This is a genomic window from Gilliamella sp. LMG 34360 (assembly GCF_984568995.1).
In genome coordinates, this window is the sequence record NZ_OZ474900.1 from 2,401,806 (window position 1) to 2,418,735 (window position 16,930).

The following is a 16,930-nucleotide window of genomic DNA, read 5'->3' on the forward strand; positions in this document are numbered from 1 at the left end:
GGGAGCAAGAAATGCCTAAATATCGTTCAGCAACATCCGTAGAAGGTCGGAATATGGCTGGAGCCCGTGCATTATGGCGTGCAACGGGCGTTAAAAATGAAGATTTTGGAAAACCTATAATTGCAGTCGTAAACTCATTTACGCAATTTGTACCGGGACATGTACACCTTAAAGATATTGGGCAGCTTGTCGCCAAACAAATTGAGGCATCGGGTGGTATCGCTAAAGAATTCAATACTATTGCAGTAGATGATGGTATCGCCATGGGGCATGGTGGTATGCTTTACTCACTTCCATCACGAGAATTGATTGCTGATTCTGTTGAATATATGGTAAATGCACATTGCGCTGATGCCATGATCTGCATCTCAAATTGCGATAAAATAACCCCAGGTATGTTAATGGCGTCACTTCGCCTCAATATTCCAACAGTATTTGTATCGGGCGGTCCAATGGAAGCAGGTAAAACAAAATTATCTGACCAAATTATCAAACTCGATCTTGTTGATGCTATGATCCAAAGTGCTAACCCAAATGTTAGTGATGCCGACAGTGAAGCCATTGAGCAATCTGCCTGCCCAACGTGTGGATCTTGCTCAGGTATGTTTACTGCGAACTCCATGAACTGTTTAACAGAGGCCTTAGGTTTATCACTACCAGGGAATGGATCACTTGTTGCCACGCACAAACAGCGAGAACAATTATTTCTTAAAGCAGCTAAACGTATTGTAGAAATTACTAAACGTTATTATGAACAAGATGATGCGTCTTATCTACCGCGATCTATTGCAACCAAAGCCGCTTATGAAAATGCTATGTCATTAGATATTGCCATGGGTGGATCAACTAATACAGTATTGCATTTACTCGCCACTGCTCAAGAAGGTGAAATTGACTTCACCATGTCAGATATTGATAGACTCTCACGCAAAGTACCACATTTATGTAAAGTAGCTCCAAGTACTGCCAAATATCATATGGAAGATGTCCATCGGGCTGGTGGTGTGGTATCAATTATGTCTGAACTTGATAAGGCTGGATTGCTTAGACGCGATGTTCACAATGTACTTGGACTGACTCTGGAAGAAACGTTTGCACAATATGATATTACCCAAACTAATGATGAAACTGTGAAAAAAATGTATCGCAGCGGGCCAGCAGGGATCCGTACAACTAAAGCTTTTTCACAGGATTGTTATTGGGATACGCTTGATGACGATCGTGAAAATGGTTGTATTCGTGACAAAGCCCACGCTTATAGTCAAGATGGTGGGTTAGCTACGCTTTATGGTAATGTTGCTCAAGATGGTGCAATTGTCAAAACCGCCAGTGTTGCTGCTGAAAACTTAGTTTTTCGAGGACCGGCCAAAGTATTTGAAAGTCAAGAAGATGCTGTCGATGCAATCTTAGGTGGTAAAGTGATTGCTGGTGATGTTGTAGTGATTATTTATGAAGGTCCTAAAGGAGGACCGGGTATGCAAGAAATGCTTTATCCAACCAGCTATTTAAAATCAATGGGTCTTGGCAAAGCTTGTGCACTTATTACAGATGGTCGATTTTCAGGTGGATCATCTGGTTTATCGATCGGACATATCTCACCAGAAGCGGCTAATGGTGGTTTGATAGGATTAGTACGTGATGGTGATATTATTGATATTGATATTCCTAACCGTAAATTAGTTTTAGATGTACCTGATGATGAACTTGAAAGACGACGTGTAGCAGAAATTGCTCGTGGTGATAAAGCTTATACACCACATAATCGCAACCGCTATGTGTCATACGCACTGAAAGCTTACGCGAGTTTAGCAACTAGCGCAGATAAAGGTGCTGTTCGTGATAAAAGCAAACTAGGTGGCTAACTGTGAAACAAGAAGATAAAAAACTTACTGGCGCTGATTATTTAAAAGCAACACTTTGCAGCGCTGTTTACGATGTGGCAGATGTCACACCACTTGAAAAGATGGAAAAAATCTCATCAAGAATAGGAAACCAAATCTTTGTTAAACGTGAAGATCGGCAATTAGTCCATAGTTTTAAAATCCGTGGAGCTCAAGCAATGATTGCCAGTCTTAACGAAGATGAACGTAAATGCGGCGTGATTGCCGCATCGGCTGGAAATCATGCACAAGGCGTTGCTTTTTCGGCAACAAAATTAGGCATAAATTCGCTTATTGTCATGCCGTTAACTACAGCAGATATCAAAGTTGAGGCAGTAAAAGAATTTGGTGGTGAAGTACTTTTATATGGTGCTAATTTCGATGAAGCCAAAGCAAAAGCAATGGAATTAGCCAAAGAACAAAATCGAATTTTTATTCCTCCGTTTGATCACCCATTGGTCATCGCTGGCCAAGGCAGCATTGCCATGGAATTACTTCAACAAAATGCCAAACTCGACCGTATTTTTGTGCCTGTCGGGGGGGGAGGACTTGCTGCAGGCATTGCAGTATTAATTAAACAAATTATGCCGACAATCAAAGTTATTGCGGTCGAACCTTCTGATGCAGCCTGTTTGAAAGCTGCACTTGATGCAAGTAAACCCGTTGATTTAAGTCGAGTTGGGCTATTTGCTGAAGGTGTTGCCGTTAAACGTATTGGAGATGAGACATTTAGACTCTGCCAGCAGTATATTGATGATATTGTTACCGTTGATAGTGATGAAATTTGTGCTGCAGTAAAAGATTTATTTGATGACGTCCGCGCCATTGCTGAACCATCAGGTGCGGTTGCACTGGCAGGATTAAAAAAATATGTTAATCAACATAATATTCGTGGTGAAAATCTAGCACATATTTTGTCTGGTGCAAATTTAAACTTTCACAATCTGCGTTACATTTCAGAACGTTGTGAACTTGGTGAAAAACGCGAAGTGTTATTATCGGTGACTATTCCTGAAAAGAAAGGTAGCTTTTTAAATTTCTGTAAATTATTAGGTGGACGCTCAGTAACGGAATTTAACTATCGTTATCATGACGATAAATCAGCCTGCATTTTTGTCAGCGTCAGAATCTCGAAAAGTAATGAAAAAGAAGACATACTACAAGAATTAACGGCTGCGGGATATCCTGTTGTAGATTTATCTGAAGACGAAATGGCAAAACTTCATGTTCGCTATATGATTGGTGGTAAACCGTGTAAACCGATTCAAGAACAAGTTTATAGCTTTGAATTTCCTGAATCACAAGGTGCATTACTTAAGTTTCTACAAACATTAGGAACAAATTGGAATATTTCCATGTTCCATTACCGTAGCCATGGCACAGATTACGGAAGAGTACTTTGTGCTTTTGAAATTGATGAAACAGATAGCAATAAATTTGCTCAACATTTAACTGAGCTTGGTTATGGTTTCCATAATGAAACACAAAATTCATCAATTAAACTTTTTCTTACCAACTCGCTTTAAAATAATGATGACCACCCTTTTTACTCTGGGTGGTCTAATGGGGATCAATTTTTAGTTCTGTTATATACGTTTCGCTTAAATGTAAAAGATGTTACTATTTATGCTATCTAACCTATTAATAATATAACAAAAAAATAGACTAAAACGTTATGTTAACCTCAAACTTTTTTACAAAAAAGTGATTAACATAGCAAATAAATTTATAAAGGCATGCATATGATTAGACTAGCAACAATAGGTAGCAACTGGATCACAGAAAAATTCATTGATGCCGCATTACAAACTCAACAGTATCAACTTGCAGCTATTTATTCACGAGATATAGATAAAGCTCGCCAGTTTGCACAAAAATATAATATTGATGTTATTTATGATGATTTAATACAATTAGCTAACGATACTAACATTGACGTAGTCTATATTGCTAGCCCGAACTCACTACACTTTGCACAAGCAAAGTTAATGTTAGAAAACAATAAAGATGTTATTTGCGAGAAACCTTTAACTTCAAACTTAGTGCAAACTCAAAGATTATTAGATATTGCGAAACAGAATCAACAAATCATTTTCGAAGCACTAAAAACCTATTACTTACCTAATTTTGAATTAATTCGAAACTATCTACCTAAATTAGGAAAAATACACAAAGCTTTATTAAATTATTGTCAATATTCATCACGGTACCCTAGTTATTTAGACGGTGAAAATCCTAACACGTTTAATCCTCAATTCTCAAACGGCTCAATCATGGATATTGGTGTTTACCCCCTTAATTTTGCAATAGGCTTATGGGAAAGACCGAGTTCAATATATGCCAGTGGCACACAACTTGATTCCGGAGTTGATGCTCATGGTACGGTTTTATTAAATTATGATGACTTTGATATTATTATTTGGCACTCTAAAGTCACTAATTCATCTATTCATAGCGAAATACAAGGTGAAGATGGCACTTTAATCATTAAGCACTTATCTGTTTGTGAACAAGTATTCTATCAACCAAGACAAGGAGAATTACAAGAAATAACCCTTACACAAAATAGTAACGAAATGTATTATGAAGCGCTAGAGTTTGCTAATCTCTATCAACAAAGACAAATAAATCATAAAGGGCTAAAATATTCTTTGATTTCATCACAATTATTGACTGAAATAAGAAAGCAAATCCATGTAAAATTTCCAGCTGATAATGAATAAAATACAAAGACAGGTTATAACATTAAATAGGTTTGATTTACCGTTCATGCTTTGCTTCTATCTGGTTGTTTGAATGTAATAGATATTTACAATTATGCTAACTGAACACACACTGAATATAGATGAATATTCTTGGACTGTTTAAATTTTATTAGCAAAAATTATCTATTTTAAATTATCGTTTAATTAGTTTTCTTAATATTTATGATCAAACAGATAGCTAGGAAGTTTTAATGAAATGATGAATATGGATTATATTGCAGCACTAATTTTTATAAGAAAATATAAACATTTGTAAGAAAATAATCTAATATATTAATCGAATGTCCATCAATTTCTTGTTTTTGCTGAATATGTTCAGTTACATTCTCAAATACCTATTTTAATATCATTAAAAATGATTATTTGTGGCATATTTTAAAGAATAATGCCACAAATGAATAGTATTAAGTCCATACTCTAATTGAGCAATGGTAAAAAATATTAGTTTAAATTAATATGCTCAATATAACCTTTAACAATTTCAACACTGTTTGCAAATAACTGTTTTTCCTTTTCAATAAAATCAAGTTCAATAATTTTCTTGATACCATGTTGGTCAAGTATGGCTGGTACACCAATAGCAACATTTTTATAGCCATATTCACCATCCAAAATACAACTAAGTGCTAACGCTCTGTGACTATTGGTAAATATATGTTGGCAAATTTCGGTGATAGTGCTAGCAATCCCATATTCAGTACAATGTTTTCGTTCCATGATTTCAAAACCCATTTTTCGTGCTTGAGTACCGATTTGAGCAAAATCAATTTTATTTTTTTCTAATTGATTTAAATTGATACCATAAATCGAGGAATGTGACCAAACAGGGAATTGAGAGTCACCATGTTCACCAACAATAAAAGCATCAATACTTTGTGGACCAATATCCATTTTTTCACCCAATAATCGACGTAATCTCACCGTGTCAAGCCACACTCCTGTACCAATCACACGGTGACGAGGTAATCCAGATAATTTCCAAACTTGATAAGTGATGGCATCACAAGGATTTGTCGCGACTAAAAAAATACCTTTAAATCCATTCTTCATCATATTAGGTACAATACTGGCGATAATTTTGGATGTTCCGTCTAACTCTTCTTTTCGGCTTTTTTGGGCTAGTCCTGATGTAACGGTGATAATAACAATGTCGATATCTGCACAATCAGTTGATTCGCGCAAGCTAACTTTAATCATATTTTGTCGATAGGCTGCTGCATCTAATAAATCTTGCGCATGTCCATATGCTAATTCTTTATTAAGATCAACGAGTGCGATTTCTTCACAAATACCTCGATTAACAAATGTATAAGCGGTTGTTGAACCAACATTACCAACGCCGATAATCATCACTTTTCGTAATTTCATGCTGCCCCCAATTAATTTCGGTGTATTCAAACATAAAGTCAATTAACTTTGATTAATATTTATTCATCGTATACCTACTGTATAACAATTTCCAGCTATTAATGATTTATGATTTTTATAAAACCAATGTATATAAAATGATTAAACGGTAAATTTTTTGCTAGCTGGCTATATAGCGTAAGTTAATTGATTAAAAAAATTTTCATAGAAATCTTAATTATGCTGAATTAAAGAATTAAGTGAATTTAACCTAAAATATCATGATTACCAATTTAATATTAATAAGCGTTTATCACGTTTTTTTATTTGTTAAAATTGGAATTTTAATGGTTTGCAATAGTTTACCGTCATCATTTACGATAAACATTAATACTAGTAATTTTAATATATTCTTTTTAGATAATAATACTTTAAAAAAAGTTGGGATTGTATCTATTTGTGAACAAAAGATATTCTTAAATTCAATATTATTAATTAATTGTTCTAGAATATTCACGTTTTTTATTAATAAATATAGGAATATTAATATTCCTATATTTCAAAACAGCTATTTAATCTTTCAGCTTTCAGTTAGATGACTGATAAAATTATTAGCCTTATTAATCATATTGTTTCTTTTTTATTCCACTGCTTTTATTGGTCATTTAGTATGATTTTTTTATCTCTTCAAGCAATTTAAAATCAGTTTTTAGGTGTTTTACGACTATATCTTAACCGGGCTTTACCATCTGACATAAAATAAGTACCATATCGAACCAATCCACCCTCTTTAAAATAGCAAGTCATTTCGTATGCTAATACCATGTTATCATTATTTTTTTCATCAATATTGATGTTAATAGCCTGTAGCCTTGGTTCATAAGTTAATAACGTTTGCTCAATTGCCCGCATTAAAACGTAAGCTGAGGAAGGTAATGCTTGAAAAACTGTCGACATATCGGGTAATCCATAATCGGGCATATGCTTAATTGCACCTGCCCGACTATTCAAAATACGCTCAATATTATCCATTACACTAATAACGGTTTGTTCATTTTCAGAAACATCTTCAATGGCTATGCCTGATTCAAAATAACCATATAATATGTCGTACAAAGATGCGCTCATTAATCTTAATCCACTAGTTTAATGATGTATTTACTTGCTTCTATTTTACGTGCTTTAGTTATGTGTAAATCAGAGCGTTTTAATACTAATCGCCAATTGTCCGCTTTTAAATCAGGATCATTATAAAGAGCAACTACCGCTACAAAATTTGCTCTATTGTCAAAAGGTACTTCGATTGAAACAGAAGTATCAGGTTTTAACACAATTTCTTTAGTATCAAGTAAAGTTTCTTTCAACTCATCACTATCTTGATCAACCAGATTTTGATAAGACGCAGATTTAAAAGCAGTATCTTTAGTTAATTGATAAATTCTAATAACAACAGGAGATGATTTCCCTTCGTCATCAAGATTTAATTCAGCTCTAGCTGTTATATCTAAGTGTAATGTTTTAATATCCCACGAAAAAATACTGTTTCCAATACTAGTTGCACCTTTCGTTACGCTTTGCGCTATACCACATCCACTTAAACAGATAGTTAATAGACAAATAATAAATAAATTAATTCGTTTCATATTTATTCCTTTTTTATGCTGTATAATCAATTCCACAATAATGACCTAAATTTACAGCTACCTTATCTTGAATATAATCGCCATTTTCTGTCACTTTGGTTAATGATGCAGTTTGTCCTAATCGACAATTTTTTGATATTAGTTGGCTACGCGGCAAAAAATTTCGCTTAATATAAAGTGTAATTTTGGCATCAACTTGATAACCTAAATATGCACGCATCAGTGCCATAAGATCCTTATATAACTGCCCATCAGGGAGTAAATCCATAATCTGATCTTCATGTTGAGGAGTTATGGCTATATGTATTGTTTGATTACATTCTCTTAAGCGAGATCCTAAGACTGCACTACCATTTAAACCTATTTTGTTTGTTTTTCCACCCACTTGAGCTGGACTTTCAATAGCGTGCCAAGTAGGATAGAATTCTGTTATTTCAACTTTAGCGTCACTAACTATTACTCTTGTTAAACCAGCAATACCCTCAGCTGTTCGTGTTTTTTGTGTAACTAGACCTAACAGTGCCAAAAATCGTGAAGCTGGTGAACCGATTTGTTCGCTAGTTCCTTTTATTATAAGACCTGTTAGTCCAAGCAAGCACTGAGATATAGAATCTTTACCACCACTTATAAAACAAGCAGGGTAATGATATTTCAACCAAATTCGGTAAAATTGTGTTATAAATCGATGGTTGAATATATCTAAAAAATCGGTCATCGCATGATAGTTTTCTTCACGGCGGATAATATTGTGCAATAATCCAAAAGGTAATACTGCATCAACACCATACAAACCGAAAAAGCGAGTTCTTACCGTTGTTGGTCGATTTAAATACGGTGATCTTTCAATATACTGTAACTCACTAGCAGGAAACGACATATCAATTGATGGTGCAAAACGTAAAGGATCACCAGTTGGCGTTTCTGCTCTTCCTAGTATAGGTTCCTCTTTAGCATAGAGTTGCTCAAGTAACTGACAAAAACGATAAAAATTTATTTTTGGCAGTACTTTTTCAAGCTCCTGCATTAAAGGGCTACTTTCGATATTTTGCTCTGATTCCATACTATTTTATTTCCAACAGGTAGAAGGTTAATGACTAATTGAGTAAATAAATTAACGTCAGCATATAGAGCAAAAAATTGATGTAATAACTCACCAAAAAGCATCACATCACCTTCGCCAGTAAACTGGAAACTATTTATAGTTACTTCGATCTCTATCCCCCTTTGTAACATTCCTTTTTCAATCCGTTTTATCATTCTATGAGATACATCGACGATGCCTTCTAAGCGTCGACGATTAAGCTCATTTTCAGTCCAATCATATAAAGCAAGCGTTCCCCTTAATACTTCTGCATTAATTAATGACAAATAATTTGGTGCTAAATGCGATAATACTCGCCAATGAAAGCGATCCTCGGTTGGCGGATAACAAGGCAACGTTGGTGAGCATAAATTTCTAACACTTAAAATACTATTTTGTGAACTACTCAGTGATTGTATCCGTGCATTACTTAACGTTTTCCGAGGCAACATACCATTGGTACCAGTAACGCGTAATGATAACGTTTCGGTTTCAAGAGATTGACCTTTATCCCAAATTTTACCGCCTAAAACTAACCAAGTTTCATGTAATCCAGAAGCACCTTTTCGAACATGAGTATGATAATACCTTTCAGGTGCATCATGACGTAACATACCCCCCCTATGCTTAAAGCTAGTAAAAGGAACATAACTATAACGACCATTACGAGTTATAGCTTCAACACTCTCAACTGAGTAAACTTCGATGTGTCCATCTTGACGTAATAATGGCCTAAGCAGATATTCACTTTCTAGTTGATTAACTACAATAGGATCTGCTTCCATATCAAATAAATTTATAACTGGCACACAATGTAATCGAATGTTGTCCTTATTAAAAGGCATATCACTTGGCCAAGTTTGATTTAGGATAATTTCAATATCGATATATTCACAACCTTCAGGAACATTACGAATATTAAGTCCATGGAGATCAACAAACATAAATTTTTCACGAAACGCAAAGTATTCTAATAATAACTGATAGCCTGCAAAAGCATTATCTGGTTTTAACCATAAGCGATCTTCTTCACTAAAGCCAACCGGTGTTATTTTTCCTTGAAAACCGACTATTTCATTAGGTTGATTAGAATAGCGTAACTGTATTGCTGAAACTTGATGAGTTAACGCATGATGCAAAGTTGAAGCAATTGGTGCATCTGCATTTAAATAGAATCTTAATTTAGATAAATCAACTTGTTCAAAATCAATTAGTTCACCAAAACCTAAACGAATGTTAATAATACTTCGTCCATCTTGATGTACTCCTAATTTTACTTGATTGATTTTAACAGGTTGCAAAATTACCGGTTGAGTTGTTCGAAAAGGACACCTTGTTCCTTTTGGTCCAAGCGGTTCTGTTTGAACTTGTAAACCTTTGGGGATAACTTCCAAACGTGACAATGTGGAGTAATTGGGTGTAAGCTCAATAATCGATAATGAAGGTATTAATCGTAAATAATGAGGCCATAACAAACTCACAAGGCTCTCAGTTAATTCTGGTAAATCATCATCAATTTTTTGACGTAGTCTTCCTGTCAAAAAAGCAAAACCCTCAAATAATCTTTCAACATATGGATCACGATCACCTACACGATCTAAATTTAATTGACCTGCTCTATCAGGATGAATTTTGGCAAATTCTTTCCCCGCTTCCCGCAAGTAACGCATTTCTGACTCATAATAGCGTAAAATCAAATCATCCATTTTTTATCTCTTTAGTTTTATATTTTTTCAACGTCACTCTTTTATTAAAAGTTTAAATCACACTTAGTGCCCTAGCTGGATTGAGCTGCATAAGTTCATGCTGCAAATTCTCTATTTGTTCCCCAAAATTTTTATTATTATCTTTCTGTAGATTTTTTTGTTTAATTAATTTGAGTAAAAATCTTTTAATATCAAATAATAGTTCAGGTTCCCATTGCAACAAAGTAATTGATTGCTGTTGATTGTTTAATCCAGTTAGTAATGTTAATGCAATATCTTGTTTTCCTAATTGTTCCGCAACTCTTGCTTGGGTATATTGTAATAAATATTGTTGTTTAGGTGAACGCAATGATGGCAAACTTTGTATCCATTGGAATGCATGTTCTAGGCTTTCTGCATGAGCTAATTCTAAAGCTTGTTTTTCAATCTCACCCCAATCATTTTCACCCGATACAGCAATAGGTTGAATACTATCACCTTCACCTAAATTATGTATACGAGCATCACTGGCGATCCAGCTTAATGTTTCATCATCAGCAAAAGGCATACCATTGTCAAAATAGAGGTTTTCAATTCCATTTAAGCGCTCTAACATTAAACCTATATCTGTTAAATAAATATCAGCCCAAGACTGATAAGGTTCTCCCATGTTTTTTAAGGCTAAAACGGAAGCACGTTGCAGATCTAACCAAAAATGATTTGCATTTTCCATGAAAGCACTTTCAACACGTTCGAAAAGTGTTGACCATTGTTTTTGGAGAATCAAACGATTAATATTTTGTTTAAGTTCCGCTCTTGGTGCTGGTAATCTTGTTTTACCCTTAGAATCAACAGGTGGTAAATCTACAATCATATCCCAGCGGATTACTCGCAAAAAACGCCCTGCAGCAAGATAACCTTCAGGTTTTTCTCGTAAAAATGCTGCCATCTTTCGTGCTTGGTCAAGTAAATCTCGTTGAGAACTAATTTTTATTTCAACGTTACTTTGTTGTACTTCTGAAGCAGGTACAGGATTAGCCGTCGCTTGAGGCGGTTGTTCTTCGTTTGTGGTTTTAACTGGTTGTTTTGCTATATTACCAAAAAAATGAACCAACGCCGATAAATCAGGCGCTGTTGTTGACTGATTAGGCGTTTCAGAATTAAATAATTTTTGACAACTACTATCTATCTGACTTAACGCAGCGATAATACGACTTAAAGATTCATCACTTATAGGTTGTAGTTGTGTCAATTGATCTATAAAACGCGCATTAGTAAGCCATTCTATAGCATTTTTGCGTATATTAGGTCTTGACGGATAAATCAATGGTCCAAATGTATCAAGCAATCCAGCCAATATTTCAAGACCATCAGCAAATCCTTCTACACCATCTTGATATAATCGTGCTAAACAATAATATGTAGCCACACGAATATCTTTACTACTTCGTTTTAGTAAGCTTTCACTCTCAACAATAACAAATGAATAATCTATTCCAGATATTTTTGCAATTTGCTCTTTAATATCTTGAAAAGTATCATGATAAGTCAAATCTTCCCCAGTTGGTTTATCTGGATTAATTGGCTGTAACCAATCAATCCAAGTTTGATTTAACTTTTGTATCAGTTTGCTCTGATCATCTGTACCTGTAAAACGGTTTAATAATTGACTAAACATAACATTAATCCAGTATCCGATATTAATTTAACATTATTCAAATACGTTTTGTGGTAAAGTAAAATTGCGTAATTTCAATAACGTTAGTGGTCCACCACCTAGTTGTGTCCTTAAAACATATCTAAGTTTATTACCATCTTTAGCTTCCCAAACTAATTCATATCGACTGGAATCCAGCGGTTTAATTGATGCTGATTCAAGTAATCTGATCCATGCCCAATCACCATTATGGTACTCATATAGCCTTAAACCTGAATTATTACTACTCCAACTGAGCTGTGAATATGGTGCATATCCATCTCCTGGCCAATTAAAACGTTGCCAAGTAGGTACTTGATTGAAATATTCAAGTTTCTGCTTATTAATTATTAACTCTGTTTTAGCGGTACTTGCTCCTGTACGAGGCATTAGATCGAATGATAAGGATACATCGCCTGTTTCAAGTACTTCTGCAGAAAGTTGATTAAATAAGTTTAGTGCTTCAAGAAATTTAGGTGAAAAATTAAGTCCTTGGGCATTAACATTATTTACAACCCACATACCACCTTTTTTATCTAATACTCCATTTAATTCACTAGTGATAAATTTATCTATAATGCCAGTATCAGCTCGAATAAAACGAGCTAATTCAGGTAAAGAAGCTTCATTTTCACTGTTTTTAAATGGATAGCGGCCAGCAAAGGATTTTTTCCACTGACTGACAACATAGTTTTGCCAAATATCATTAAAACTTTCTGCTGCTGGTGTTAATACTACTTGCCATGATTGTTCTAATGGTTTTTTGAATAAACTATAACTAAATCCTGACCACTCTTTTCCTAAATTCGCAGCAATTAAATTACCATAATCTCGGGTTTCAGTTAAATCAACCGAAGTACCTTTAAATACACTTTTAGCTAATTCTTGCATCATAGTTTGTGGTTCGGCACTATTAGTTATATTTTGCAATTTCAATCGCACTTGAGTAATACGCGACAAATAAGTCTCTAAAGATAGTCCATTGGTATTATCATTTCTTAACAAACTAACAATAGGTGCGAATGTTTCTGTTAAAGGACCCGTTGTTTCATTGTTCCTTTTAGTCATTCCTGTTGGTGATTTATTGCTATTAATAAGCTCTTTAGCTGAACGTAAAATATTACTGGATAAACCATCTTCATTATAAGCTACCTCTGATTGGTACTTAATTGTATTTACTAATGCGACTAAAGGAGATTGTCTAGTATCAGCAAGTATTGTTAGCTGTTCAATAACATCTGTTACATTGTCAGATTGACGCCATTCTATACCATTTAAAAAGTTCAACCATGCAGCACCATATTCACTAAAATATAGTTCAGTAAGTTGTTTTCTTAATGATTCCGACGAAATCGATTTAGGTAATGAATTACCTCCATCATTTAAAACCCAATCAATTTGTTCTTGGCGGAGTTTAGAGACTTCATTTATTTCCTGCTTAATGGTGTTTTCCCAAGCTTTTCGTGTATAAATACCAGATAGATCATCCTTACTAAAAAATAGTAAATGATTATCAAACCCATCAAGCAATTGATTCAAACTTTGATCTGCATAATTCTGGCTAGCTCGTTGGATCATCTCTTTATAAATTGAGTTAACTGCATTTTGTGCACCAATTTTATTAATTAATATTTGGCGGGCATTTTTTACTAATGATGCATCTTCTTTTTGTGCCCACTCAGGATGAATATTTAATGATTGTCCCCAAAAACGAACCAGATCAGGCATTAATCTTTGCCAATTACCATCGCTAACGTCTTTTGGTGCACTCCATCTTTTAGTTGCAAATTGACTTAGATAATCCCCATCACTTTTATTAGGACGACTCATCATCAAGTATACTTTCAATACATCATATGCCGATTGTACTAATTCGTCTCGGTGAGGATCATCTGGCGGTAATTGCGTTAATAACTCTAAATAATCCGTCATTATATCTTTAAATGGCACAACAATATTACGTAAGTTTGTTGTGTAATAGCTAGACCACAATTTTTTTAATAATTTATCATCATGATTTAAACCAAAACGATAAGATAACGGTGCTCCATTTTGTTGACGAAACAATAATTGTTCTAATCTTTGTTGTAACTGATATTGAATTTGTAATCTTGAAGTATAATCTTTAGTAGCAGAATCATCTGCATTTTTGGCAAGTTTAATACTATCTTCAATTAATGATTCATTTCGGAAATAAGATGTGAGCATAGCACATCCTGTCATGACCATAGATATAAATAAAACATAACAAGAAATTTCTCCCCAGTTTAATCCAAGTCTTCGCCCTACGTTTGATTTCGCATCATCAATGATTGACTGCCAAGTTGGTGTCATAAAAAAATGATTTAAATCGTAAAATTCTTGTTCTTCCGTTGGCTTCGAAGACTGATGAGGCATAAAAAATAGTCCTCGAAGATTTGGAGCATAACGGAGTGAGATCAATGAGCTCAAATATCGCTTAATTTTATCAATATCGTTTTTGACCAGATTTTGGCTTAACTGAAGCAAATAGGAGTAATGAGAGTTTTCTTTTACCTGTTGTATACCTCGTTGACAACATCCTGTTGCCAATTGTTTTAGCGATAATTCCGCAGAGTCAATGATGTTATTTTTAGCGGAAGAAAAGGTTATCCCAACGCTTTGTTCAATTCTTCCTTCTTGTGACCATTCACTTGTTTGTCCTGATACTAAATAAAGCGGAGCAGACCATCTTAAAATTTTATCGCGGGATCTTAGTTGTAATATAGTTTTTTCAACTAAAACTTGTTGTTGTCGAGTATTATCAAGATAATTTTTTGATACAGCCCAAATGATTGCATCTAACGGTTTATGATAAAACGGTAAATAACGTGAGAAATGTTTCTTTAATGTTTTCATCCAAGGAATATTTACTTCACTTGAAACATCTCCGCCATAAATCATTAATGTTTGACCACTTAACTGCCATTTTGCTTGTTGTAAATTAGGGAATAATGTTTCTACATCAGTTGATGTCCCAATAACCAAACATTTTCGAACTTTATAACGCCAAAACAGACCGTAACGGGATTTGCACTGATTGTTTATTTCTGAAAATTCAGGAAATGTAATAACTTTTTTTACGGGTTTCTTTTCAATAGGATTCAAAGATTCACGCTTAGCTTTATCTTTAGCCCATATTTTACGATTATTAGTAATAATAACAGGCGTTAACAATAAGCCTAGCAATAAAAGCATTGCTTGTAACCATATTGAAAATTTCTGTCCTGTTGTTACATAACCTAAACCCGCTCCCCAGAAAAAAAGTCCAGCAGCTAGAATTAGTGCTCCTAATAATATAATGAAAATTAATCCAATCAGTTTCCATTTATTTTTCATTTACGACTCCCGACGTACTACCCGTCAAAATTGAAAGTAACCACTTATTATGACTATATGCAGTCATAAGATTATTTTGGTTAGTGAGCATAACCATTTCATATCCCATAGCCAACGATAGCCAAAAACTTAACACAGTATGATTACCAATAAGACTGTCTAATTTAACTAGATTGGTTAGAGAAATTTCTTGATCTGCTAATAGTGTTGTAATTTCTGTCTGTTGTTTATGATCAACATTAGCAAACCAAAGTTGCTTTACTTGTTTTATTGCATGTTGCATATCTATCATTTGGTTAATAGCATTATCAAGTTCAGTCGCTATCATGGGTCTCAAGATTTCAACTTTCTTACTATTTATTCCCAAATCTTGATAATGTTGTTTGCTTGTTCCTAAAAAAGCACACAAAAACGCCGAGTCTGATGAAATGGTATTATTGATAATCACAAGTTGAAGACTTGCTTGTGAGTCATCTATCATTTCTTGTAGTATTTCAGCATTAACGTTATCTGATATATGCTGCGTTAAATTATATTTCCATGGCAGTTGTGCTGTTTGATAAGCATTATTAATATCTTCTTCTAAAAGAACATTTGATTCAAATGATGTGTAAATATTGATATTAATTATTTCTTTTTCTGGTAACTCATGTAGCAATTTACGTAGAGATAAAAAAACTTCCTCAAGATATATTTTAATATTAAACTCATCATCAAATTCTAACGATTTATTGACTTCAGTTGGTAAGTTTTCAATATTACTCAAGATGTCTTGTACAGTTAAGTGATTAGGTAAAATATAATAACTATCAAGAATCACTAAAGATTTCATAGCCCAATTTTGCCAATTTTCTTCAATGTTTTTCTGTTCTAACTGCCAAATTTCATATTCTTCTTGAGCTAAACCATATAAATATAATCGTATACTGACAGCAATCCCAGTAATTATTGTTGGAATAATTGTCGCAAACAACCAAAATATCCACTGTGAACCATAGTTTTCATTCGGCCAGATTAAAATAAGCAAAATAGTTGTGATAAAACTCAGAACTATAAAAAATAGATACCATCTACTGCGATGTAATTTTAACGGTGGTTTTAATGGATTAACTACCCTAGGTTTAGGCCAAGACATAATATTAGTCAATCTCCGATGTACTTAGTGTTGAAATCACTTTACAACCGCATTCACATATACATTGATCTACGACAACTGGTTTACCATCAGAAAAACAAGTCGTTGAAGCTTCAATAATTTTATTTACGCCATGCCCTTTCTTAGGACAGCTAACCAGATCACCTAATAGAGCTGCAGGTTTTCCTTCTACAATCATTGTTGAAGAAACAGAAATAACCGCCCCACCATGAGTTGTAGGATCACCCAATCGAACCACGTTTTTTCCCATTATTTATCCCTTACTTAAATTCTCAAATAAGAATGCTCGTTATACGATGTTTTTAAATTCACAATTTTTT

At 34.1% G+C, this 16,930-nt stretch carries 12 protein-coding genes; 3 read left to right on the plus strand and 9 right to left on the minus strand.

Annotated features, from left to right (window positions below):
• The first annotated feature begins 11 nt into the window (after positions 1–11).
• The 3 genes from ilvD (at position 12) to AC5LW9_RS10820 (ending at position 4,603) form a co-directional block, all read left to right on the plus strand.
• Positions 12–1,862 carry a dihydroxy-acid dehydratase gene (gene ilvD / locus AC5LW9_RS10810; RefSeq protein ID WP_198235789.1) on the plus strand — a complete coding sequence of 617 codons (1,851 nt, stop codon included), beginning with the start codon at positions 12–14 and terminating at the stop codon, positions 1,860–1,862.
• 2 nt (positions 1,863–1,864) lie between these two features.
• Positions 1,865–3,406 carry a threonine ammonia-lyase, biosynthetic gene (gene ilvA, locus AC5LW9_RS10815; RefSeq protein ID WP_493455882.1) on the plus strand — a complete coding sequence of 514 codons (1,542 nt, stop codon included), beginning with the start codon at positions 1,865–1,867 and terminating at the stop codon, positions 3,404–3,406.
• A gap of 216 nt (positions 3,407–3,622) precedes the next feature.
• Complete coding sequence (locus AC5LW9_RS10820) at positions 3,623–4,603, plus strand: Gfo/Idh/MocA family protein (protein ID WP_039128579.1); 981 nt, start codon at positions 3,623–3,625, stop codon at positions 4,601–4,603.
• A gap of 483 nt (positions 4,604–5,086) precedes the next feature.
• Here the strand turns inward: AC5LW9_RS10820 and AC5LW9_RS10825 are convergent, their stop codons facing one another.
• From AC5LW9_RS10825 to AC5LW9_RS10865, 9 genes are all read right to left on the minus strand, one after another.
• On the minus strand, positions 5,087–6,013 hold the full coding sequence (locus AC5LW9_RS10825) for an L-lactate dehydrogenase (protein WP_065738798.1): 927 nt from the start codon (positions 6,011–6,013) through the stop codon (positions 5,087–5,089).
• A gap of 681 nt (positions 6,014–6,694) precedes the next feature.
• Positions 6,695–7,120 (minus strand): type VI secretion system baseplate subunit TssE, encoded by a 426-nt coding sequence (tssE, locus tag AC5LW9_RS10830; RefSeq protein ID WP_198228557.1) that lies wholly within the window; start codon positions 7,118–7,120, stop codon positions 6,695–6,697.
• A gap of 5 nt (positions 7,121–7,125) precedes the next feature.
• Positions 7,126–7,635 carry a type VI secretion system lipoprotein TssJ gene (gene tssJ, locus AC5LW9_RS10835; protein WP_198228559.1) on the minus strand — a complete coding sequence of 170 codons (510 nt, stop codon included), beginning with the start codon at positions 7,633–7,635 and terminating at the stop codon, positions 7,126–7,128.
• 13 nt (positions 7,636–7,648) lie between these two features.
• Positions 7,649–8,695, minus strand: coding sequence for a type VI secretion system baseplate subunit TssG (gene tssG, locus AC5LW9_RS10840; RefSeq protein WP_198235787.1), 1,047 nt, complete (start codon positions 8,693–8,695; stop codon positions 7,649–7,651).
• Positions 8,659–10,422 (minus strand): type VI secretion system baseplate subunit TssF, encoded by a 1,764-nt coding sequence (tssF, locus tag AC5LW9_RS10845; RefSeq protein ID WP_198228563.1) that lies wholly within the window; start codon positions 10,420–10,422, stop codon positions 8,659–8,661. The genes tssG and tssF overlap by 37 nt, the downstream gene beginning before the upstream one ends.
• Before the next feature lie 52 nt (positions 10,423–10,474).
• Positions 10,475–12,079, minus strand: a complete 1,605-nt coding sequence (gene tssA / locus AC5LW9_RS10850) for a type VI secretion system protein TssA (protein ID WP_198228565.1) — start codon at positions 12,077–12,079, stop codon at positions 10,475–10,477.
• A gap of 33 nt (positions 12,080–12,112) precedes the next feature.
• Positions 12,113–15,454: an ImcF-related family protein gene (locus AC5LW9_RS10855; protein WP_198235786.1), complete on the minus strand. Its 3,342-nt coding sequence runs from the start codon at positions 15,452–15,454 to the stop codon at positions 12,113–12,115.
• Complete coding sequence (locus AC5LW9_RS10860; protein ID WP_198228567.1) at positions 15,444–16,589, minus strand: hypothetical protein; 1,146 nt, start codon at positions 16,587–16,589, stop codon at positions 15,444–15,446. Before AC5LW9_RS10860 ends, AC5LW9_RS10855 begins: the two co-directional genes overlap by 11 nt.
• 4 nt (positions 16,590–16,593) lie before the next feature.
• Positions 16,594–16,860, minus strand: coding sequence for a PAAR domain-containing protein (locus tag AC5LW9_RS10865; protein WP_493455883.1), 267 nt, complete (start codon positions 16,858–16,860; stop codon positions 16,594–16,596).
• Between the last annotated feature and the right edge of the window lie 70 nt (positions 16,861–16,930).